The sequence below is a fragment of the Bacillus sp. 179-C3.3 HS genome (assembly GCF_047229225.1).
Lineage (GTDB): Bacteria > Bacillota > Bacilli > Bacillales > Bacillaceae > Bacillus.
On sequence record NZ_JBFEFT010000001.1, the window covers coordinates 144,903 to 166,963 of the forward strand.

22 protein-coding genes are annotated in these 22,061 nt (G+C 42.1%); 16 read left to right on the forward strand and 6 right to left on the reverse strand.

Annotated features, from left to right (window positions below; genetic code table 11):
* Positions 1-160: 160 nt before the first annotated feature.
* Positions 161-2,587 (reverse strand): S8 family peptidase, encoded by a 2,427-nt coding sequence (locus AB1K80_RS00740; RefSeq protein ID WP_412854708.1) that lies wholly within the window; start codon positions 2,585-2,587, stop codon positions 161-163.
* 503 nt (positions 2,588-3,090) lie between these two features.
* Between AB1K80_RS00740 and AB1K80_RS00745 the strand changes: the two genes are divergently transcribed.
* From AB1K80_RS00745 to AB1K80_RS00775, 7 genes are all read left to right on the forward strand, one after another.
* Positions 3,091-3,369, forward strand: coding sequence for a hypothetical protein (locus AB1K80_RS00745; protein WP_412854709.1), 279 nt, complete (start codon positions 3,091-3,093; stop codon positions 3,367-3,369).
* 52 nt (positions 3,370-3,421) lie between these two features.
* Positions 3,422-4,258, forward strand: a complete 837-nt coding sequence (locus AB1K80_RS00750) for a PRD domain-containing protein (protein ID WP_412854710.1) — start codon at positions 3,422-3,424, stop codon at positions 4,256-4,258.
* A gap of 252 nt (positions 4,259-4,510) precedes the next feature.
* The gene (locus AB1K80_RS00755) at positions 4,511-5,899 is read left to right on the forward strand and encodes a sucrose-specific PTS transporter subunit IIBC (RefSeq protein ID WP_412854711.1); all 1,389 of its coding nucleotides are present in this window, start codon (positions 4,511-4,513) and stop codon (positions 5,897-5,899) included.
* A gap of 19 nt (positions 5,900-5,918) precedes the next feature.
* Positions 5,919-7,376: a glycoside hydrolase family 32 protein gene (locus AB1K80_RS00760; RefSeq protein ID WP_412854712.1), complete on the forward strand. Its 1,458-nt coding sequence runs from the start codon at positions 5,919-5,921 to the stop codon at positions 7,374-7,376.
* A gap of 202 nt (positions 7,377-7,578) precedes the next feature.
* Positions 7,579-7,833, forward strand: coding sequence for a hypothetical protein (locus AB1K80_RS00765; protein WP_412854713.1), 255 nt, complete (start codon positions 7,579-7,581; stop codon positions 7,831-7,833).
* 198 nt (positions 7,834-8,031) lie between these two features.
* Positions 8,032-8,625, forward strand: a complete 594-nt coding sequence (locus AB1K80_RS00770) for a hypothetical protein (RefSeq protein WP_412854714.1) — start codon at positions 8,032-8,034, stop codon at positions 8,623-8,625.
* 18 nt (positions 8,626-8,643) lie between these two features.
* On the forward strand, positions 8,644-9,135 hold the full coding sequence (locus AB1K80_RS00775; protein WP_412854715.1) for a hypothetical protein: 492 nt from the start codon (positions 8,644-8,646) through the stop codon (positions 9,133-9,135).
* 71 nt (positions 9,136-9,206) lie between these two features.
* Here the strand turns inward: AB1K80_RS00775 and AB1K80_RS00780 are convergent, their stop codons facing one another.
* Positions 9,207-10,013, reverse strand: a complete 807-nt coding sequence (locus AB1K80_RS00780; RefSeq protein WP_412854716.1) for a bifunctional hydroxymethylpyrimidine kinase/phosphomethylpyrimidine kinase — start codon at positions 10,011-10,013, stop codon at positions 9,207-9,209.
* A gap of 275 nt (positions 10,014-10,288) precedes the next feature.
* On the opposite strand from AB1K80_RS00780, the gene AB1K80_RS00785 reads away from it, so the two are divergent.
* Both AB1K80_RS00785 and AB1K80_RS00790 read left to right on the forward strand, forming a co-directional pair.
* Positions 10,289-11,116, forward strand: a complete 828-nt coding sequence (locus tag AB1K80_RS00785; protein ID WP_412854717.1) for a glycosyltransferase family 2 protein — start codon at positions 10,289-10,291, stop codon at positions 11,114-11,116.
* The gene (locus AB1K80_RS00790; RefSeq protein ID WP_412854718.1) at positions 11,113-11,793 is read left to right on the forward strand and encodes a uracil-DNA glycosylase; all 681 of its coding nucleotides are present in this window, start codon (positions 11,113-11,115) and stop codon (positions 11,791-11,793) included. Before AB1K80_RS00785 ends, AB1K80_RS00790 begins: the two co-directional genes overlap by 4 nt.
* 31 nt (positions 11,794-11,824) lie before the next feature.
* On the opposite strand, the gene AB1K80_RS00795 is transcribed toward AB1K80_RS00790, so the two are convergent.
* The gene (locus AB1K80_RS00795; RefSeq protein ID WP_412854878.1) at positions 11,825-13,183 is read right to left on the reverse strand and encodes an aldehyde dehydrogenase; all 1,359 of its coding nucleotides are present in this window, start codon (positions 13,181-13,183) and stop codon (positions 11,825-11,827) included.
* 177 nt (positions 13,184-13,360) lie between these two features.
* Here AB1K80_RS00795 and AB1K80_RS00800 point away from each other — a divergent pair, with 177 nt between their 5' ends.
* From AB1K80_RS00800 to AB1K80_RS00810, 3 genes are all read left to right on the forward strand, one after another.
* On the forward strand, positions 13,361-13,693 hold the full coding sequence (locus AB1K80_RS00800) for a YwdI family protein (protein ID WP_412854719.1): 333 nt from the start codon (positions 13,361-13,363) through the stop codon (positions 13,691-13,693).
* A gap of 34 nt (positions 13,694-13,727) precedes the next feature.
* On the forward strand, positions 13,728-15,032 hold the full coding sequence (locus AB1K80_RS00805) for a purine/pyrimidine permease (protein ID WP_412854720.1): 1,305 nt from the start codon (positions 13,728-13,730) through the stop codon (positions 15,030-15,032).
* Positions 15,033-15,102: 70 nt separating this feature from the next.
* Positions 15,103-15,474, forward strand: coding sequence for a DUF423 domain-containing protein (locus AB1K80_RS00810; RefSeq protein WP_412854721.1), 372 nt, complete (start codon positions 15,103-15,105; stop codon positions 15,472-15,474).
* Positions 15,475-15,512: 38 nt separating this feature from the next.
* On the opposite strand, the gene AB1K80_RS00815 is transcribed toward AB1K80_RS00810, so the two are convergent.
* The 3 genes from AB1K80_RS00815 to AB1K80_RS00825 form a co-directional block, all read right to left on the reverse strand.
* Positions 15,513-16,130 (reverse strand): cupin domain-containing protein, encoded by a 618-nt coding sequence (locus tag AB1K80_RS00815; protein ID WP_412854722.1) that lies wholly within the window; start codon positions 16,128-16,130, stop codon positions 15,513-15,515.
* A 142-nt stretch (positions 16,131-16,272) separates the two neighbouring features.
* On the reverse strand, positions 16,273-16,800 hold the full coding sequence (gene gerQ, locus AB1K80_RS00820; RefSeq protein ID WP_412854723.1) for a spore coat protein GerQ: 528 nt from the start codon (positions 16,798-16,800) through the stop codon (positions 16,273-16,275).
* Between the two features lie 152 nt (positions 16,801-16,952).
* A complete protein-coding gene (locus tag AB1K80_RS00825) occupies positions 16,953-17,618 on the reverse strand; it encodes a hypothetical protein (RefSeq protein ID WP_412854879.1) in 666 nt (221 codons plus the stop codon).
* 184 nt (positions 17,619-17,802) lie between these two features.
* On the opposite strand from AB1K80_RS00825, the gene AB1K80_RS00830 reads away from it, so the two are divergent.
* From AB1K80_RS00830 to AB1K80_RS00845, 4 genes are read left to right on the forward strand one after another with little or no spacing between them, the layout of a single operon-like run.
* On the forward strand, positions 17,803-18,573 hold the full coding sequence (locus AB1K80_RS00830; RefSeq protein WP_412854724.1) for a glycosyltransferase family 2 protein: 771 nt from the start codon (positions 17,803-17,805) through the stop codon (positions 18,571-18,573).
* A gap of 5 nt (positions 18,574-18,578) precedes the next feature.
* Positions 18,579-19,991: a CDP-glycerol glycerophosphotransferase family protein gene (locus tag AB1K80_RS00835; RefSeq protein ID WP_412854725.1), complete on the forward strand. Its 1,413-nt coding sequence runs from the start codon at positions 18,579-18,581 to the stop codon at positions 19,989-19,991.
* 21 nt (positions 19,992-20,012) lie between these two features.
* Complete coding sequence (locus AB1K80_RS00840; RefSeq protein ID WP_412854726.1) at positions 20,013-21,191, forward strand: DegT/DnrJ/EryC1/StrS family aminotransferase; 1,179 nt, start codon at positions 20,013-20,015, stop codon at positions 21,189-21,191.
* Positions 21,188-22,060: a GNAT family N-acetyltransferase gene (locus tag AB1K80_RS00845; protein WP_412854727.1), complete on the forward strand. Its 873-nt coding sequence runs from the start codon at positions 21,188-21,190 to the stop codon at positions 22,058-22,060. Before AB1K80_RS00840 ends, AB1K80_RS00845 begins: the two co-directional genes overlap by 4 nt.
* The last annotated feature ends 1 nt before the right edge of the window (position 22,061 follow it).

Sequence of the window (22,061 nt, forward strand, 5' to 3'; positions counted from 1 at the left end):
CAAAAATAAGGAAATAAAGCAAAGTCAGCGTCAGAAAAAACGCGGTGAAAAAAGAAATCATCCATAGTAATATGAGCATCAGTCAAACTTTCCTCCATATATGATCGAAAAGCCTTGATGAACGCATCCGTTCATACAAGGCTTTTTATGTGATTCTCGCTTATTCAGAAAAGATGTCAAATGGCTCTTTCGTTTGGATTGTATCTGATTTGCCTTTCAGACTAGCGTAGGCAAGCATCGTATACTCTCCAGCTTCTAGCTTTTGACCTTGATTGATGGTGCCATTCCATTTAAAGCGCTGTTCCCCTTTATCGACATGACGGTAGACACCTGCTTCACCTAAATACTCGCCATCTGTTGTATAGACTAGGAAAGCGAGGTTTTCAGCACCGCCAGGCAGGTAGCTGTTAATGACATAGCTTCCAGCACGAGAATCAGGTTCTACTGTAACGGAAGTGACACGCGGGTAATCTGGTTCTTTCACAATCAATAAAGTAGGAATTTCAGTGACTGTTCTTCCATTTTCGCGAATGGTGATCTTCCCTTGATATGTTCCTTTTTTGGTTTTGGCATAATTGACTTGTACCGCAGTAATAAAGGATCCAGTGGCATTTCCTTTAACCGTGATTTTTTTCGTTCCATTTGTACTGATTCCGTTACCATCAAATTTGTAATCAATGGTATAGGTTTTTGGTGCTTTTGAAAGGTTTTCTACTTTGAATGTCTTCGTTTTAATTTGAATCCCTTTTTCCCCCAAGAAAGTGCCGTAAGAATAACTAGCATCTGAAACGATGGAAGATGCTTGGAGCGATTCCATAATACGAACACTTCCTGTTCCCTGTGTGTTGTGAGGGAAAGGGTTTCCATTTGCATCAAACAGTTTTTCAGCCGTGTTCATCAGCAAGGCTTTGATTTGATCTGTAGAGTATGATGGTTTTGCTTGCTTGATGATCGCTGCAACCCCTGCAACGTGTGGAGAGGCCATGCTTGTTCCTTGTTTAGAGCCATATCCGTATGGCTGAGAAGCATCATGGGTTGGAATGGTACTGACAATGCTGACACCAGGTGCTGATAGATCAGGTTTAATCATCCATGTATCTACAACGGGTCCCCGGGATGAGAAATCGGCTACTTGTTCACTTAACTCTTTCACAAATTGAATCGAGAATGTAGTGGTGTTATTTCCACCTTCAATTGCTTTGACAAGAGCTGCCCCTTCAGTTTTTGAAAGCTTAATGGTTGGGAGTGCAAGCCCTGGCACATCAACAGGAATTTCTCCATCTGCATTGTTATACATGACAACAGCAATTGCGCCAGCCGCTTTTGCGTTTTCAACTTTATCGACAAAGGCGATGCCTCCACGCTCAATCACCGCGACTTTCCCTTTGACGTCGATGTTTTCAAATGCCTTTTCGTCACCGATACCCGCTTGTACGAGTGTGACTTTTTTTCGATCAAGTGCTCTTAAGTGACTTTCTTGATCATAACCCATGATTTTTGCAGTAGGATAATTCGGGAATGTGACATTGTATAGATTGTAAGGGAGTTGAGTGGCTCCAACCGAAATGGCATCTCTTGATGTACCAGGAGAACCGACTGTCCAGTTGTTTGGTCCACTGTTTCCATTTGATGTCACCGCAACGACACCTTCACTCATCGCCCAGTCGAGTGCGATGCTTGTTGCATAATCAGGGTTATTGACGCTATTTCCGAGAGACAGGTTCATGACATCAGCTCCGTCTGTGACAGCACGGTCAATGCCTGCTAAAACGTTTTCAGTTGTACCAGAGCCACCTGGCCCCAGTACACGATATGCAAGAAGGGTGGCATCTTTAGCGACGCCCTTCAGTTGTCCATTGGCAGCGATTGTCCCAGCGACGTGTGTGCCGTGATCTGTTGATTCACCTCTAGGGTCTCCTTTCGGTGTTTCTTGTGGAGAATAATCATTGTCTACAAAATCATAACCCTTGTATAGACCAAAGTTTCTTTTTAAATCTGGATGAGTATAGTCTACGCCTGTATCAATGACCGCGACTTTTACTCCTTTTCCTGAATAGCCTGCATCCCATGCTTTTGGTGCGCCGATAAATGGAGCGCTTTTATCCATGAGCGGAGATACATCCTCGTTTTGAAGTTGACGGCTTTTGGCTTTTACTTCATCAGTCTTATATGTAACATCCGGATAAACGGCTTTCACTCCATCAACTGCGAGCAGCTTTGGAATTTCGTTTGCTGGAAGTTTCATAGAGAAACCAGAGAAGACTTTTTCATATTCTTGACGAATGCTCGCTTGATCAACTTGTTTGAGCGTTGCATTCTTTACTTTTGTTCGAGATTTTTTAAGAGAGGCTTTCGTTTGCGCTTCACCATCTTGCTTGGCTTCAACTAAGGATTTTTCCTTTAGTTCAACAATGACAGTGGTATGTTTTCTAGTGTTTACATTGATTTCGCCGAAGATTTCAGCCTTTTCCAATTCCACCTGTTTGTTTGATGGAGCGGCATCTGCCTGTTGACCTGAGAAGAATGTGGATAAAATAAAAATCGTGGAGAACAATAAAACAGAAGAACGAGAGATTACTTTTTTCAAATCATTTTCCCCTTTCTAGCTGTGTATTTAGGGAGATAGCCTTTCTTTTGTGGATAAATAGGAAAGATTCACTGCCCGTTATTAAGTATTCAATACGTTGAAAACAATTCCTTTACTGAAATGGTCTTATTTTACATAGTGATAAAGAACTATTTCATCCACAAATACTTACTTATGCACATTTATCTGTTGATAACTGCATAAGTCGATTATATATATGGAAATAAAAAATGAACTGTACACAAAATCTAGTGAGGGGTTGTTGATATGTGGATAAACCCTGTTGATAAGGTGTGTTTATCTTTGGGATATTGTGTGTACAAAATTTTTGAATGATTTCTCATTGAACGTGATGAAGTTCTGCACTTTTCAACAAAACTTCTGAAAACTAGTTTGTTTTTTCACCTAGATTGTGACAAACATCTCTTTTTTCTCGGGATATGATAATAGCAGATCATTTGCTAGAGTTGCTAGATTCCAAGAGAAAAGCGGAGGGATGTTTTGTGAGGAAATGGACGAGTTGGTTGCGTGTATGGTTTGGGTTCATTATGAATGTGCTTGTGAAGCCTGATGTGATGCTGAAGCAGCAAGGATTTGGTCAGATGGCAGTGGATTCGGGATTCTTTCAAGCGGTGAGAGAGCGGCATCAAGAGAAGCTGATAGAAGACAATCAGAAGAAGCGAAGGGTGTTCCAGCAGTTCAAGCGAAGTCTGATGATGTTATATGAAATGACGACGAGAGAGGCACGTGCTGGTCCGGTCTTACCTTTACAGAAGCGGTAAAACAGGGTAAAATCCCTCATAAGAAACGTTATCTGGTGGGAGAGGATACCGCTTGAAGATATATAGAATTTTGAATAACAATGCAGTCGTTGTAAAGGAGGATGATCAAGAGAAAATTGTCATGGGGCCCGGAATTGCTTTTCAGAAGGGGAAGAATGACGTCATTCCCGTTCAAAAAATAGAGAAAATATTTGTTGTACATGAGGAAAACGAGAAATTCAAACAAATTCTGGCGACAGTGCCAGAAGAACATATTGAGGTGGCAGAACATATTATCAGTTTTGCTGAAGGTAAACTGATGATGCCGCTTAATGATCATATTCATATCTCATTAACGGATCATTTATCTTTTGCCATCGAGCGGGTTCAAAAGGGCATTGTGCTATATAATAAATTGCTTGGTGAGATAAAAGTCTTGTACAAGCAGGAATATGAAATAGGAAAGTATGCCATTCGATATGTACAGGAGCGGCTTGGGGTTGAGTTGCCTGATGACGAGGCGGGATACGTGGCACTTCATATTCATACCGCCAAAATGAATACGGAGTCTATGCAGAAGACGGTCAAATACACAACGATGATTAAAGAAATGATTGAATATATTGAAAGCGATTTTCATCAATCGATTGATGAAGATAGTATTTCCTATCAGCGGCTTGTGACACATTTGAGGTATGCATTAAGCAGGTTGGAATCGAATGAAGCGTTCCAAATCATGGATGATGAGATGCTGAGTTTTCTCCAAACAAAGTATGTAAGGGCTTACCGATGTGCACGTGGACTAGCTGATATTTTGAAAAATGAATATGGGCTTTATCTCCCGGAATCGGAGATCGGCTACATCACGCTGCATGTCCAGCGTTTACAAGATGCCGAAATGATTGAATGATTGTGCCTGTCCGCAGGCTTTTTTTTATGCACACTACCCATAATAGTGTATATGGGACATTTGGATCGAAAAAGTGGGTTGACGTATGTCATTACTTATACTATGATGAAAGCGTAAACAAAAATTTGATATCGCGGGATTGTGACTGTCAGGCAGGCAAGACCTAAAATTTGCGTAACGATGGGACGTGTATGTCCATTTATCGTTGGTGAATTTTAGGTCTTTTTTGCTTGATAAAAAGGAGGAGACAACATGGATTATCAAAAAACAGCCAAAGAATTAACAAAATTACTAGGTGGGAAAGAGAATGTGGTCAGTGCGACACATTGTGCCACGCGACTCAGATTGGTCATGAAAGATGAGGATCAAATTGACAAAGAGGCCATCGAAGAATTAGATGGTGTGAAGGGTGCCTTCTCAAGCTCAGGGCAATTCCAGGTCATATTTGGGACTGGCTCTGTAAACAAAGTGTATGAGCCTTTTGCTCGTGAGGTTGGCCTTGAGGCAGGCGACGACGCAAAAAAACCTGTGAGTCATGATGAAGCAGTCAAACAAAAAATGAATCCACTTGCACGTTTTGCAAAAACGTTGTCTAATATTTTTGTACCGATTATTCCAGCCATTGTTGCAAGCGGTTTATTAATGGGTCTACTAGGAATGATGAAGGCATTCGAATGGGCAGATCCAAGCTCTGCAATCTTCCAAATGCTCGATATGTTCTCAAGTGCTGCCTTTATCATTTTACCGATTTTAATTGGGGTTAGTGCAGCAAAAGAATTTGGTGGGAATCCGTATTTAGGTGCCGTTATTGGGGGGATCATGATTCACCCGAGCTTGCTCAATCCTTGGGGACTGACAGAAGCTAAGCCTGAATACATGCAATTATTTAATTTTGATATTGCTCTTCTTGGTTATCAAGGAACAGTCATTCCAGTCTTGTTGACTGTATATATTATGTGTCTAGTAGAAAAGAATTTAAGAAAAGTTGTGCCAAACAGTATTGATTTGCTTGTCACACCGTTTGTCACTGTGATTGTCACTGGATTTGTTACATTTATTGCGGTAGGACCGCTTGGAAGAATGCTAGGTACAGGTATTTCTAATGCGCTGACATTTGTGTATGATCATGCAGGGTTCTTAGCAGGGTTGATTTTCGGAGGCGCTTACTCGTTAATCGTACTCACAGGGGTTCATCATAGCTTCCATGCAATTGAGGCAGGTCTTCTGAATGATATTGGTGTGAACTATTTGCTACCGATCTGGGCGATGTCCAACGTAGCGCAAGGTGGTGCAGGATTGGCCGTCTTCTTCTTAGCAAAGCGTGCCAAAACAAAGGAAATTGCACTTCCTGCTGCTTTCTCTGCTTTCTTAGGTATTACAGAACCTGTCATTTTCGGTGTGAACCTTCGTTATCGTAAGCCGTTTATTGCCGCAATGATTGGAGGCGCATTAGGCGGAGCATTCGTTGTATTCACAAAGGTAGCAGCCAATGCTTACGGATTAACAGGTATTCCGATGATCGCCATTGCAGCACCATTAGGTTTACAAAATGTGGTAAATTATGTTATTGGTATAGTGATAGCTGTTGCTGTTTCATTTACGCTAACCATCATCTTTAAAGTAAAAGACGTCGAAAAATAATCAAGGAGTGGTCACAGTCATGACAACAACTGACGCAGCACTTCGTCAAAAGGTAGCAGACCGTATTCGAAACTATGAACATTTGGTGAAAAAAGATGTGTACCGCCAGCATTTTCATTTAATGCCGCCTGTTGGTCTTCTAAACGATCCCAATGGGTTGATTCAATGGAATGGTGTATATCATGTGTTTTATCAATGGCAGCCCTTTAAAACAGAACATGGTGCGAAATTCTGGGGGCATTATACATCTAAAGATCTAGTGAATTGGCAACACGAAGAGATTGCTCTCACACCAAGTGATTGGTTTGATCAAAATGGCTGTTATTCAGGCAGTGCAGTCATCGATGATGGAAACATGTATCTGATATACACTGGAAATGTTCGCGATGTGCACGGGAATCGTGAGACATATCAATGTTTAGCTGTTTCAGAGGATGGCATCCATTTTCAGAAAAAAGGTGTCGTGGCGAAGCTACCTAAAGGGTTTACTGCACATTTTCGTGACCCGAAGGTGTGGAAACGGAATGGTCAGTGGTATATGGTACTTGGTGCACAAAGCGAAGATTTAAAAGGACACCTTGTGCTGTTTACCGCAGATACGTTAGATAATTGGACGTTCCAGGGCATTCTGGCTGGTAGTGGCAAGAATGGATTAGAAGATTTCGGATATATGTGGGAATGCCCCGATCTGTTTGAACTAGATGGCAAAGACGTATTGATTGTGTCTCCACAGGGATTAACGCCCGATGGAATGAAATATCACAATGCACATCAATCTGGTTATTTCATTGGTAAGTTAGATGATACGACCTACGATTATTCACATGGAGCGTTTGAAGAATTGGATCGCGGCTTTGATTTTTATGCACAGCAGACATTTCTAGATGAATCAGGCAGACGCATTTTAATCGGATGGATGGGTGTCCCTGAACAAGGCGAAGAGCATCATCCAACGATTTCCTATCAATGGATCCACTGCTTAACGATTCCGAGAGAGCTTCGACTAGATGAAGAAGGTCGACTCATTCAACAACCAGTCTCTGAGCTGAGAAACATGCGGACAAATGAACAAGATCATGCTTTTTATATTAAACGTTCAGTTCATTGTATCCCTGTTGAGGATATGACAAGCACAGAAGTATTGATTGATCAAATTGAAACGCAAAAAGGATTTGAATGCTGTATTCGCGGGGCGGCGCGTCTGATTTATGATAAAGAGGCAGGAAAATTAACATTAGAACGCGACAGATTTGAAGATCGTCAAAAGGAAATTCGTGAAGTTGAAATATGCGAATTGAAGGAATTGCACATGTTTATCGATGCTTCTTCCATTGAGATTTTTGTGAATGGAGGACAAGAAGTATTCACCGCACGTTTCTTCCCTTCCCCGGGAAATAAATCAATTTCCATTAGTGGAAGAAATGAAACGAGAATCAAATTGAAGACATGGCACTTGCAAAAAGAAGCAGACAATTGATCTGCTTCTTCTTTTGTAGGTAAAAGAACCTGTATCTTACAGCCTAAAGCGCCTGAAATCAAGGGGTGCTTGCGTTTGTGAGGTCCGGTTTGATGACGTTTTACATATATGATCACCAGCAGGATTATGGTATTATTTTAAAATATATACAGCTGTGGCTGACGTTTATCCAAATGCGGTAAGACAAAAAGGGGTTGTTTACTTGAATTCAAAACAGCAGCCGACGACTAGAAAACGCTTGGAGACAATGGCAGATCATGTGGAAGATAAACGTGAAGAATATAAAGAATTGCTGATTCAAGTCCAATCTATTCTCGGTGAATCTTCTCTAGAGCACGATGATGTAAAAGAGAAGCTGTCAGAGACGTATAAACAAATGAAAGAATATGCTTTATTTGTAGAATCCATCGAAGCCTTCATTCGAAAGATGGCAAAAGAATCGGATCATCAAAAGTAAATCTATATGTTTTAAATAAAGAGTGTACTCGTTACGGGTACGCTTTTTTATTGTGGATGGTGTAGAAGAACGACAATAGATGAATCTATCAGAATATGATGACAATGTATTGAATATTAGGATAAATATACCCTATAAATATGTTAAAATACATATATATTGTTTTATTTAATCTAAAATAGAAAGAGGTAGAAAATTTTGCAGAAAAAAATAGCATTGGTCATTCTATTTAGTTTGATTGTCTCGTTGTTTGCTCCATCTGTTTATTTGAGGGAAAGTAATGAATATGCACAATCAACATCTCAACTACAATTGGCAGCGGGCCTAGATAACAGATTAGAAATTGGATATAAAGAAGCAGATGCTTTTTGGGTATTAGTAGGTAGACTTGTTATCCAGGGTGGCACCAAGTTAATTAAAGTTGGTTCTAAAACATTTAAAAAAGCGCCAAAATCAAATGTTGTCAATGCATTGAAAAATTATAAAGGTGCTTCCTATAATGTTGGTTCTAAAACGTACAAATTGACAAAAGATGATATGAAGCACATTTTAGAAAGACATCATCCAAAATATTGGGATGGAAGTGCGAAAAAGACCCAAACATTTTTTGATGATAGACTGTCGATTCAAGATATAGAAGATATTGCACTTAGTGTGGCGAAACAAAACAGAGATAAGCTATCTAAGATTTCCTCGAATGGAATGGGACAAGTTGAAGGAACTGTGAATGGTGTAAAATACATTTTAGGTGTGAATAAAGGTCATTTGCATCAACTATATCCTAAATCCTAAATGTGAAGGTGTTTAGAATTGAAAATAAAAACGTATATTTATTTAGAAGATGAAGAGAAGTTTGTCACCATCCGTGAGATTGAAACGATCAAATCATTCGTTGAGACGAAAGAAGATTTTATGGTACAGGGAATGACGAATTTAGAGGGAACCATTACGTTTGATAATGGGAAAAAGGGAAAAATCGAGGATTTCGAGAACCCAGATTCTATTGAAGAGCTGTGGCATTATTATAAAAATGTCTTAAAAGATTACATAGAAGAAGGGTATGGCAACATTTATTACCCAAGCTTACCAATAGAAATACAGTTAGAGAAGAAATCTGATCGAGAAATTACCTTGAAGCTACAAGATCAGTTGTTGGTGGCGGAATTTAAGGAATTTGTCTATCAACTCATTGAATCAGGTCGCCAATTTATTGCATTTCTAGACGTCATCACTGGAAGACCAGATGATAGTGATTTACGTGACGAATTAGATCGAATAGAAAAGGTGTACAAAACCTTGTAATTGGACTTAACAAATGAGTGATTAAAAAAACCGCTTCACCCCTTAAAGAGGGCGAAGCGGTTTTTTGTTGTTTATTTGTTGATACGATGTGCAGAATGTTTGGTTGGCCCAATGTATTCGTTTAATTGGAAAGATTCTTTGATGGCAGCTGTGATGAATTCTTTGGCTGCATAGATGGCATCTTTCACATCTAAGCCGTTTGCTAGTTCAGCAGTGACGGCGGCTGAGAATGTGCAGCCTGCGCCGTGTGTGTATGGTGTGTCGATTTTATCTGATTCAAGGCGTTCAAAAGTTTGTCCATCATAAAGCAAATCAACCGCTTTGTCTTGGCTAAACTTACCACCTGTGATAACCACATATTTTGCACCAAGTTCATGGATGCGTTTTGCGGCTTCTTCCATTTGCTTGAACGATTTGATTTCACCGATTCCGCTTAGTTGACCTGCTTCGAAAAGGTTAGGTGTAATCACAGTTGCGAGTGGTGTCAGCTTTTCACGTAATGCCTCAGCATGTTCAGGGTAAAGGACTTCGTTTGCCCCTTTACACACCATGACAGGATCAATGACGATGTTTTTTAGACCATGCGTTTTGATGGTGTCGGCTGCTAGCTCGATCACGTCAACAGTTGGGAGCATGCCTGTTTTTAGTGCATCAACTCCGATCCCTTCGACAATGGTAGATAGCTGGGCACGAATGGTGGATGGATCAACCGGAAATACTTGGTGATCCCATTGGTTATGTGGGTCCATTGCCACGACAACTGTTAAAGCTGTCATGCCGTATACATTTTTCTCTTGAAACGTTTTTAAATCTGCTTGGATCCCTGCACCGCCGCTTGAATCCGAACCTGCGATCGTAAGTGCTTTATTCATAGACATAGTTGGTGAACCTCCAATGTGATGTGTAACAGTTATTGTTCTATTTCTTATTATAATCAGCTTTTCCATTTATCACAATGAATCGAACTAAAAAAAGGCTCCTTCTCATAGGAGCACGCATTGAATCCCTTATCTTTTGCAAAACCATTGATATCGCTCCTTACATTCAAAAATCCCCATTTTTCAAAGAGATGAAACCGCCTTTTATATCATGAGAATCAGATGAGTTTATGTTTTAATGGAGAAGACGAATCTATTAAAGGAGTAAGACCGATATGAAGATTTCTTTATTAATTGTGACGCATAACCGATTACATGCGCTGTGTGAATTGCTTGAATCGATTGTCAGACAAACGGTGCAGCCTTTTGAGATTGTGGTTGTGAATGATGCAGGAGAGCGAGTGGATATCATACAGGAACTCTATCCTGAACTTCCAATCCGCTTGATTCATTTAGATGAAAATGTGCAGCATGTGAACGCAAGAAATGTCGGTGTTCGCGAGCTGACAGGCGATGTCATTATGCTAAGTGACGATGATGATTACTTTACCCCTTGTCACATCGAACGAATGAGCCAGGCACTAGAAGACGCCGACTTTGTCTTTTCTGATGCAGAGATCGTATCTTTTGAGGAAAAAGGGGTTACGCGCTTTCCGATATCAAGACGTTTGTTTGCTTATACAGCGGATATTGAGGATATGCGCGTATTTTCTACATATGTTCCGTCTGGCAGTATGTACAAACGCCACATACATGATGCCATTGGCTCCTTTGATCCAGCGATGCATCATTATTGGGATTGGGATTTCTTCTTGCGTGTGTCACAACATGCGCGTGTGAAGAGGGTGCCGGCCGCTAGTGTCATCTATGCTTTTTATGAGGGTGGCGGTAATCAATCAAGTGATCTTGGCGAGACAAGAAAGAATTACTTAGATGATCTGAGTGAAAAGCATCAGCTAGGTGATTTGCCGACAGCGAACTTTGCCAATTTATTAGAAGAACCAGCGATGAAAAAACGAGAATCAGAGAGTTTGATTGTATGGGATGGCAAGCCGATGATCTCCAGATTAGCACAGCAGGCAGAAGGAGGCGTGCAGAGGTGAAGCCATTTTTAAATGATAGCTGGTGGGCCGTCATGAAAAGTGAATTTGAACAGCCGTACTATCAAGAATTACGTGAATGGATGAAGGAGGAATATCACACACATCTTGTTTTTCCAAAACAAGAGGACATCTTTCGTGCCCTTCACTTGACGGATTATGATGAGGTGAAGGTGGTGATTTTGGGACAAGATCCTTATCACGGTCCAGGTCAGGCACATGGATTAAGTTTTTCTGTACAGCCTGGTGTCAAACATCCTCCGTCTTTGAGAAATATCTTTCAGGAACTAAAAGATGATCTTGGTTGTCCTGTACCAAATCATGGATCACTCGTCAGTTGGGCAGAACAAGGCGTGCTGCTACTGAACACGGTGTTAACTGTGAGAAAGGGTGAAGCGAACTCACATAAAGGAAAAGGGTGGGAACGTGTGACAGATCGAGTCATCGATGTGCTGAATGAACGGGATCAGCCTGTCGTCTTTGTGCTGTGGGGAAGACATGCCCAAAAGAAAAAGGAGCGTATTGATGAAAACAAGCACTACATCATTGAATCTCCTCATCCGAGTCCTTTTTCAGCAAGAAACGGTTTCTTTGGAAGTCGTCCATTTTCGCGGATAAACGCACATTTAAAGCAAATGGGGCTTGAAGAAATCAATTGGTGTATTGAGGATATCGAGTAGAAAAGGACGAGGGAAAATCCCTTCGTCCTTTTTATTTTAAAAATTTCTTCACAATGTCGAGTCCGTTTTTGGCATTTGGGTACCGAAAGGAAAAATCGAAGCGATTGGTTTGACGGAGGACGCTTTTTTCATGGGTAAAGGTGAAGAAGCTATCCTTTCCATGATAACGTCCCATTCCACTCTCACCTACACCGCCAAATGGCAAATACGGGGTGGCAACATGCATCAATGTGTCGTTGATACATCCTCCGCCAAATGAGAGGTTGTCAAGGACATAGGATTCTGTTTTTTTACTCGTTGTAAATAAGTAAAGTGCAAGCGGCTTCGGTCTAGCCTTGATCATATTTGTGACCTCATCAAGTGATTCGAATGTCATGACAGGCAGAATGGGACCGAAAATTTCCTCTTGCATGATGGGATCTTCCCAAGTGATGTGATCTAATATCGTCGGGGCGATTTTGAGTTCCTCTATATTTCGCTGACCGCCTGTTACGATCGTGCCGTTAGATAAAAATTGCGAGAGCCTGTCAAAATGACGCTGGCTGACATTTTTCCCGAAATGCGGATGAGTCTCGGGCTCGCCTCCATAAAAGTCTTGAATACATGCGGTCATTTCTCGTAAGAGCTCATCTTTGACCGATTCATGTACAAGCAAATAGTCTGGTGCTATACATGTTTGACCAGCATTTGTGAATTTTCCAAAGGTGATGCGTTTCGCCGCGAGCTTGATGTCAGCGTCAGGCATGACAAGGCAAGGGCTTTTTCCGCCAAGCTCAAGTGTGACAGGGGTCAGATGCTTTGCAGCGGCTTCCATGACAATCTTGCCGACAGCCACACTACCTGTAAAGAAAATGTAGTCAAAAGGCAGTTTGAGTAGCTCCGTACTGACATCTACCCCGCCTTCCACAACAACTGCCTGATCTTCATGAAACACTTGCTCGACGATGGTGCGAATAACTTGTGAAACTTGTGGCGTCAGCTCGGATGGTTTCAACGTCACCGCATTGCCCGCAGAAATCGCGCCGACTAATGGTGAGAAAGCCAGTTGAAAAGGGTAGTTCCAAGGTGCCACAATGAGGACACTTCCATAAGGTTCTTTGATGATCATGCTTTTTGAACCGATATGGGTCAGAGGTGTCTTCACACGTGTTGGCTTTGCCCATTTGTGCAAATGTTTCACCGTATGATTGATTTCTTCATATACCATCCCAATTTCTGTCGTATAGGCTTCTTGTTCTGATTTATGTAAGTCGTGTGCTAGCGCTTGTAAAATGTCTTTCTCGTGCTGTTTGATTGCCGCTTTTAAGTTTCTGAGGATACGAATGCGCTCCTCGATTGCTGGTTTTTTAAAGTCCTTTTGTTTGTTTAAAAGAGCTGTAAAGTTGTCCATCATGTAATCCTTTCCAAGGCGTGTCTTTTCTTTCATTATGTGTGAATCACGCATACCGGTCAAATGAGAGAGCTTCAGCACACTGCTTTGGAAAAAATGTACCTCGAAGATCCCATTTGGTTTGTTCATTTGGTAAAATAATGTTGGGAACGAAATATTTGATTGGAGGGTCTACCCTTGAATATTCATATATCAAGTCTGCTTCAAAAAATGGAAGAAGCGATTCAAAAGGCGAAACAGAGTGGAAACGAAGAAGAGGTGAAACGGCAAGTGGCGGCGATTTCTTCATTGTGTGATGTCATTCTAGATGCACCGTCACAGGCGCAAATGCCGCAGTCTCCGGTTATTTCACCACCGCCATCCATTTCTTCAGCGCCTTCACCATCTGTGTCTCCTGATCAAGCGATGCTTGAGAAGCTAATGGGCGCAAGTGGTGCGAAAAAATTCCAACACCAAGAAGATACACAAAAAGAGAGCAAGGGGAACGACGACTCTATTTTTGATTTCTAGTGGTCTTGTCACGACAAAGGGAAGGTGATTGGTTTTGAAACTTTTTTTGGGGGCCATTCAATGGATGGCATTTTTTATCGCAGCGTCAATTGCAGTACCAATTGCGATCGCACAAGCCTTTGAGTTGAATCAAGTGCAATCGGCAGAGCTTATCCAGAGTACATTCTTTTCACTTGGGCTTGTGGCGATGGTGCAATGTTTATGTGGTCATATGTTGCCCATCAATGAGAGTCCAGCAGGGCTTTGGTGGGGTGTGTACACCCTTTATGCAGGCATGACAGGAACTATTTTTGCGACATATCCTGAAACGTTGCAAGCTTTACAAGGGGCGTTAATCTGTAGTGCTGTGTTCTTTTTTCTTTTTAGTTTATTAAAAATCATCAATTGGCTGGCTTCTTTATTTACGCCAGTCGTCACAGGTATTTACTTGCTGTTACTTGTTGTGCAGTTGAGTCAGCCGATCATGAAGGGGCTGATGGGCATTGGCTATCGTGGGAATCAAGTGGATGGATTTGTCTTTTGTTTATCAATCTTGATTATTGTCATGACCTTTATGATCAGTCGCTCAAAATGGCATTATTTAAGGCAGTTTTCCGTGTTATTCGCCCTTGCAGGAGGCTGGCTGTTATTCGCACTTCTTGGATTGGCGAAGCCCGTTCGAGTTCCTGAGAATATCATCGAGTTCCCGAAGCTATTTCCTTTCGGTATGCCGGTTTTTGATAGTGGATTACTTGTCACGTCCTTCTTTATTACGATTTTACTCATTGTGAACATGCTAGCGAGTATTCGCATTGTGGAAAGTTCAGTGAAGGCATTTGGTGAACTCCGTGAGCGCAATAGGGCGCGTCCTGCTGGATTTGTTGCAGCATTCGGCCATTTGCTGAGTGGGCTAATTGGTGCGATTGCGCCTGTTCCCATTTCTGGGGCGGCCGGGTTTATACAAACCACCAAGAGTCCATCACGAAAGCCATTTTTTATTGGAAGTCTACTGATTGTCGTGATTAGTTTATTTCCTCTATTTATGAGCTTTTTCTCAGCATTGCCGTCACCTGTAGGGCTGGCTGTGAACTTTGTCGTTTTCTCATCCATGATTGGGATTGCGATGTCTGAATTTGATCAATATGAAAAGGAAGAAATCCCACGTATTCGATTTGTGCTTGGTATTTCTATTTTGGCCGGTGTCGGGGCAATGTTTGTGCCACAGGAAGCGCTGAAAGGCATGCACCCTGCTCTCATTTCCTTATTAAGCAACGGTCTTGTTCTTGGTACATTGATTGCCATTGTCGTTGACCAAGTCTTACTAAGAAAGAAGAAATCCGACAATCTCGTGTCAACGTAATGGGAAAGTTGAATGTCTGATGTGTGGCACGCTATGATAAACATAACTGATCAGATAAGGAGAATGACGAATGAAATTATTTTTCATATTAGGTGCAATTAACGCCATGCTTGCTGTTGGTCTTGGTGCCTTCGGTGCACATGGATTAGAAGGGAAGATCCCTGAGAAGTATATTGAAATCTGGAATAAAGGTGTTCAATATCAGATGTTCCATGCCATTGGATTATTCATTGTCGCCTTTCTAGCAGATAAGTTGTCAGGTGTTTCTTTAGTACCCGCCGCTGGCTGGGTCATGCTCGCAGGAATTCTTTTCTTCTCAGGAAGCTTGTATGTTCTTGCATTGACACAGGTGAAAATTCTTGGTGCCATAACCCCAATTGGTGGCGTGGCATTTATCGCTTCATGGGTGATGCTTGTGATTGCAGCAGCAAAAAATTTATAAGTCAAAGAACCGATGCGCTGATGGGCATCGGTTTTTGATTAACTCCAGTAAGGCGTATAGTTTTGTGGTGGCTGATCATAAGGGACGTAGTGAGAGGGAGGGACTGGGTGTGTTTGAGTTTCTTCCTCTCGATGGCAAAAGGGTCCAATAAATACACTTGGTTTCACAGGCTGTATCGCCTGCTTCCACTGCGCCATGTTCATGCAGTAAGTATGAGCCATGATGTGAGCGGGTGTGAGTGTAAGCAAATCTGAACCAAGGATGACTTCTGGAGTAGAAGCGTTAAAAATGGCGAGCAAATGGGTTCTGTCTTGAAGCGCCACTTCATAATGCCACCAGCCTTGAGGTACGTTTGCCACCTGACCCGGGGTTATGATGTATGTTTGTAGCTTTTTGGTAAATGGGTTTAGAAGGGAGACAGAGGCAGAACCAGAAATGCAGTAGACCAGCTCTGCGGCATTTTGATGATAATGAGGCTCTATGACTTTGTTTTTGCTCAAATATATATCCAGCAGAGATACTTGATCCAACGAGTTTAATTGTTTTTTTCCTAATATATTAATCAAATTGTGTTGATCATATTTTAGAAGATTGCTGTTATTCAAATCGTAGGAATATTGGACATTCGGTGAAGTATAATCCAGCTCGGCAGGCATCGTTGTCACCCCTAAGTGTTTAATAAAAACTACTAGGCATCTTATGTGCGAATACCCAAAGGTGTGCCGAAAATCTCAATGCGAACTGGAAGGCACAAACAAAAAGCAAGGGCGTCTGCACCTTGCTTTTGTCATATGCCTGTTACCTCGGAGAATACGTCGACATGGAGTAAGGGTAGTCGTATTGGATTTCTCCATCAAACGTAATGTAATCAAGGTAAATGGTTAACAGTAAGTATCGTGTACCCGACTTCGTATCACTAATGATAATGTGGTCACGACCTGCCGCTTCAATGACCCCTCTAAAGATCTTCGAATTCCATTCTTTACTTGCCTCAAATGTCATATAAATTGTCGCCACCTTGCCGCGATTCAGCCTTAAAATATTTTCAATATAAGACTGTTCTAGTGGCAGTTGACCGGGTACATTTTGCTGATAGATTGGCCCAGAAGGAATTTGAAATGGTTGCCCGCCGCTCTGTGTTCCTTGGCTTGGTGAAGTACCAGTAGATGGCATTGGCATAAACCCCTGCTGCATTTGACCCTGCGTTTGGGGAGGGACTGAATAACCCATCTGTTGTGCAGGATACGGATTGGCTCCAAATTGTTGCTGGCGGAAATCTTGCCCTTCGACACCCGAACCTTGCCCAAATTGATTTTTCAATTTCATAACGTTCCTCCTCTTTCCTCTTGATGTTCTAAACAGAAGGCAAATTGATGCCTGTTGTTTCCATAGCATTCTTTCTCTCTTTCACACTATGAGACAGGAGGGAAGAATATGTACAATGAACGAAAAAAAGGGACTGCGTAGAGCAGATCCCTTTATACCATCCAGTTTAAGGCGCGCTGAAAATCGAATAGAATAAAGATCAAGATAAAACAGGCAGCTAGCGGTGTTGTGACAATGATGAAAGCTTGCCATACTTTAAGCTGAAGCGCGGAGACAGTGCCTAAAATCGCCATTCCGAATATCCACGTCTTTGCATATGCTTCAGTCAGTGTCCAAAGATTGAGATAATACCACACTTCATTGTGCTGATCTAAATACGGTGAAATTCTCACAAATGTAAAAGGACCGAGCAAGATGATGGTGGAAATCCATGTCAAAGCAAATAAGGTGGAGGGAAAAATAACTGTCAGCGTATAGGCTCTGAGAATATAGGGATAAGAAGCTTTCCTCTTGAAAAAGAGCTGTCCTAACCACTTGATCAAAAGTGCACCGCCAAATAGTATGATATTTCCCGCTAATATTCCCCAAAGGGCTCCGTGTAACAGAATGTCTGGATACGGAATATGATTGCCCATATATTCACCAAAATATCCTTCATAGATCCAGCTAGTGCCAGCGATCGTTGCAAGGAGGATCATCAGCCATATCGGAATAGAGGAATGTCGATATGAGCGAACAATCATTTTTGTCGCCACGAAAACTTTTAAAAATCGAAAAAACCCTTTTGCGTCTTCTTCTTCGGATAAAGTACTCTTCATCGCTTCCAATATTCTTTACTCCTTTAACTCATACAAATGATTACTTATATTACCAAAGACTGTGTACTTTTCAAAGGTTGAATAATAAAAAAATACAATTTTATAAAAAATAGGTCACACTACAGTCTCTTTAAGGGGAGACACATATGATAACCATAGTTTGAAAGAGACCGAGGTGAAAATTTTGACAACAGTAACTGTCATTATGACGAGCTACAACAAAGCGGCGTATGTTGGCAGATCGATTGAAGCAGTACTGCAACAGACTTTGTCAGACCTTGAACTTTTCATTATGGATGATGGATCAAATGAAGCAACCCTTGCCGCGATTCAGCCATACTTGAAGGATCCCCGTGTCCATTTTATCCAAAGTGGTGTCAAAACGCTTGAAGAGCGAACGTCGAAGACGCGCTATGCCGTCCTGATTAATCAAGCGCTCAAACAAGCCAAAGGCAAGTATATTTCCTATGCGACAGATGACAATGTATATGCGAAGGACCGCTTAGAGAAGCTCACAGGCTATTTAGATGCACGTCCGAGTGAAGATATTGTCTATTCTAGTTCTAAAGTGATCTATTTAAATAGTAAAAAAGAGCCGGTGAAGGAAACGGTTCGACCTGCACAAACTGTGCAATGGAATGCACCATGCGCCATCGATCATTGCTCGGTTGTCCACCGGAAGTCGATTCTAAAGAAAATTCATGCGGAGTTTGGATCTTACTGGGATGAGAGTCCGCATTTTTATCGTATAGGGGACGCTAGGTTCTTTTTTAGATTAAATCACTTTTATCCATTTTACCCTTATGACGAAGTACTTGATATCAATTACATCACAGACCAGTCGATTCATTATCAGCTGGCAGAAGAAGAGAAAAACGATTTTATTAAAGCCCTCCCACCGCAGACTACCTGCCGGGAGCTACGCCATATATTAAAACAAAGACATGGGAGGTGATATGCGTGTCGCACTATATTCGCCATTATTGGCAGGTGTACTTTGAGTTTGTGAATATAATGAAGGACGTGTCTTATCGTCAAATCCCACTAGGATTAATCAGCAATTTTTATCAATACATCAGCCCTGAGGTCAGAAAGCGTATGGAAGATGAGGCGTTTGGACAGGAACTGACGACGACCTGTCCCTTGTCACAAGAGATTCAGCCATTTTTTGATCAACATAAACAAAAGATCAAACGTGTCGCTTATCGACCGCAAAATGGAAAGGTATTGCTTCACTTTGATCATCTTCGCTTTACTGAACACAATTATACACAATTCCATCCGAACCAAACGGTGGTGCTTGCTCGCTGGAAAAAGGCTGATTATTTCGGTTTGCCAGTGTTGTGCAAGCCGGAATTAGCGGGAGAGGTTAATAAAGAAGCTCATGCTGAATATATTGAAAAAGCAAATGCTCTTCTCAAGCCGTACGCACAACATCCCCTGTTTGGTCATGTCTTTTTTAGAGAAAAACTGCGGAAGGATATTGTGCAATTCATTGACGTGATTGATCAGACAGAGACGCTTTTTCAAAAGCATCCGATTGCAGCCGTTGTAGTCGGGACGACGGAGGACGTCTACAGCCGTGTGCTGGCTTTGCAAACAGTGAAGCGTCAAATCACGAGTATCTGTCTTCAGCATGGCGCGCTCATGGGAGATGAAGCCTTTTTGCCAATCTTCACGACACTCCACGGGGTGTTTGGTCAGTATGAAAAAGACTGGTATGAAGAGAAAGGGTGTCAGCCCGAACAGATAGAGGTCACGGGTCACCCGAGGTTTGATCTGATTCATCAGCGCAAGCCACTTCAACAAGATTTGCTGTTTCGTAAATTGAATTTTAATCTAGCTAAAAAGACCGTCCTTGTGGCAACACAGCCGTTTTCAGAAGCCTTTTATGGCAATGTCCTAAAAATGCTTTCGAAACGAAAGGATATTCAGTTGATTATAAAGCCGCATCCGTGGGAAATCGCCCGAAATCGTTTAAATGAATATGTAGCGATTGAACGAACAGGGAACCATGTGAGGCTGATCAAAAAGGAACTGGACTTGTATGACCTATTACCGTATATGGATATGGTCATTACACTCACTTCAACCGTTGGGCTTGAAGCCATGTTGTTTGGAAAAAGTGTGCTGATCGGAAAGATGACCGAAGGCAGAAGGTACCCTTATTACGAGTCGCTTGGCAGCTATCATATGGAAAACCCCGTTGAACTGGCTGAGAAAGCGATCCGTATTTTGTCAGATGAACAAGAGATGACGCGTGCGAAAAAGCAAGGCGCTCTTTTCATCAAAGAACATTACCCGCATGCGCGGTCTACGGATGTATTGCTTTCTCTGTTGAAGTCAAAAACAGGGGTGGATTTTCAGAGATAAAGATAGGGGTGTGCAAGCGATATGGGACAAAAGAGAGCACAATTTCTTCCGTATGCCCTGCCTTGTATCATGCAGGAAGAAATTGATGAAGTCATTGGAACATTAAAGTCCGGCTGGTTGTCCACCGGGCCAAAAGTGAGGCAGTTTGAAGAGAAATTTAGCCAGCTGACAGGGGCAAAACATGCGATTGCTGTGAATTCGTGTACAGCGGCATTGTTTTTAGCGCTAAAGGCGAGAGGGATTGGGGCAGGCGATGAGGTGATCACCACACCTCTGACCTTCTGTGCAACAGCTAACACCATCATTCATACAGGGGCGGCACCAATTTTTGTGGATATTGATCCAGCAACCCTGAATATCGATGCAGACAAAATTGAAGCGGCCATCACACCGCATACGAAGGCGATTGTTCCTGTTCATTTTGCAGGTCAATCATGCGATATGGAGCGAATTTTGGCAATTGCCCAGAAGTATGATTTGTTTGTGCTGGAGGATGCAGCGCACGCACTTTATACGACGTATCGCGACCAACCTGTCGGGTCCATCGGCGATGCAACTGCCTTTAGTTTTTATGCGACGAAAAATATTGCGACTGGTGAAGGTGGTATGCTCACCACCAATGATGATGAGCTTGCAGCTCGAATCAGAAGGCTAGCGCTCCATGGGATGAGCAAGGGAGCGTGGAATCGTTATGGAGAAAAGGGAACGTGGTACTACGAGGTCGAGGAACCTGGCTTTAAAATGAATATGTTTGATGTGCAGGCTTCGTTAGGGCTCGTTCAGCTAAGTCGGCTAGATGAGATGCAGGCACGCAGAGAACAAATTGCACAGGCATATCATGAGGCTTTTCAACAAGAGGATGGCTTGATTCTCCCCCCTGTTCATCAAGAGGGAAGGCATGCGTGGCATTTGTATGTTCTTCAAGTCGATCCATCACAAGCTCAAATCACACGTGATGACATGATTGATCAGTTGCAAAATGAGTATAAGATTGGCACGAGCGTTCACTTCATCCCTGTTCATTTACATCCATACTACAAACAAATCTACCACTATTCGCCGGAGGATTTTCCTGAATCACTGACCTATTATGAGCGAACCCTTTCACTTCCGCTTTATCCAAGTATGACGGACGAAGATGTCCAGGATGTGATCACAGCGGTGCTGTCGATTCTGAAAGATAAGAAGGCCACTTCATGAAGGTGGTTCATGCAATAGACGAACAAGTACTCCATGCTTGGCTTGAAAAGAATGATCATCCTGTAGAGAGCATGAAGCATTATAAGCAATTTGCGCTTGTCGGTGGCGCCGAGCTTAAAGCAGTTCTCTTATATGAGTGGTCAAAATGGGAGAGCGGTATTTTTCAACAGCATATCTTCCATGTGAAGTATGTAGAGGCGGAATCAGCCCCTGCTTTCCAAGAACTGATGGAGCGCTTTATCAATTGGATGAGAACGGAAAAATGTGATTTCTTCTTTTTGCGTCTCGAGGCATCGGATCTTCAAAAGAATCGTATTGTACAAAAACTTGCCCCTGTTCATTATGTCGGCGGGTTAATGCGACTTGAAGCACCACCTGTACGAATTGAGCCACCATCAGGTATTGACGTGATGATGGGGAGACCAGAAGAGGCAGAATTTGAAGAAACCATTTTACTTGGTCATGACGCTTTTATAAAAAGTAGGTATGCACTCGATCCTTTCTTAGATCAAAGGGTCGTGCAGCATTTCTATCAAGAATGGATGAGGAATAATTTACACGGACGCGCGGATATCAATTTAGTGGCTAGGGTGAATGATCAAGTCGTTGGCATGATTCAAGGCATGACAAAAGGTGATGAGCTTGCACTTGAGTTGTTTGCCATGAGACCAGATATTCGAGGGAAAGGGCTTGGGAAACAGTTATTTATCGAGATGATGAACGTCTCCTTTGACAGAGGGCATCAAATCATTTCTGCTGGGACCCAGCTTCATAACATTCCAGCCATCCAGCTGTACGAGAAAATGGGTTTTAGGACAACAAATGCCTTTTTGTATTACCACGTGTGGCCGAAAAAAGGAGAGAGGTAAG

What these genes read in the sequence shown, in the direction of transcription:
- AB1K80_RS00825 (WP_412854879.1), bottom strand. Translation starts at nt 17,618, where the DNA reads ATGAAGAGTACTTTATCCGAAGAAGAAGACGCAAAAGGGTTTTTTCGA.
- AB1K80_RS00780 (WP_412854716.1), bottom strand. Translation starts at nt 10,013, where the DNA reads ATGTCTATGAATAAAGCACTTACGATCGCAGGTTCGGATTCAAGCGGC.
- AB1K80_RS00845 (WP_412854727.1), top strand. Translation starts at nt 21,188, where the DNA reads ATGAAGGTGGTTCATGCAATAGACGAACAAGTACTCCATGCTTGGCTT.
- AB1K80_RS00795 (WP_412854878.1), bottom strand. Translation starts at nt 13,183, where the DNA reads ATGGACAACTTTACAGCTCTTTTAAACAAACAAAAGGACTTTAAAAAA.
- AB1K80_RS00760 (WP_412854712.1), top strand. Translation starts at nt 5,919, where the DNA reads ATGACAACAACTGACGCAGCACTTCGTCAAAAGGTAGCAGACCGTATT.
- AB1K80_RS00755 (WP_412854711.1), top strand. Translation starts at nt 4,511, where the DNA reads ATGGATTATCAAAAAACAGCCAAAGAATTAACAAAATTACTAGGTGGG.
- AB1K80_RS00815 (WP_412854722.1), bottom strand. Translation starts at nt 16,130, where the DNA reads ATGCCTGCCGAGCTGGATTATACTTCACCGAATGTCCAATATTCCTAC.
- gerQ (WP_412854723.1), bottom strand. Translation starts at nt 16,800, where the DNA reads ATGAAATTGAAAAATCAATTTGGGCAAGGTTCGGGTGTCGAAGGGCAA.
- AB1K80_RS00840 (WP_412854726.1), top strand. Translation starts at nt 20,013, where the DNA reads ATGGGACAAAAGAGAGCACAATTTCTTCCGTATGCCCTGCCTTGTATC.
- AB1K80_RS00810 (WP_412854721.1), top strand. Translation starts at nt 15,103, where the DNA reads ATGAAATTATTTTTCATATTAGGTGCAATTAACGCCATGCTTGCTGTT.
- AB1K80_RS00785 (WP_412854717.1), top strand. Translation starts at nt 10,289, where the DNA reads ATGAAGATTTCTTTATTAATTGTGACGCATAACCGATTACATGCGCTG.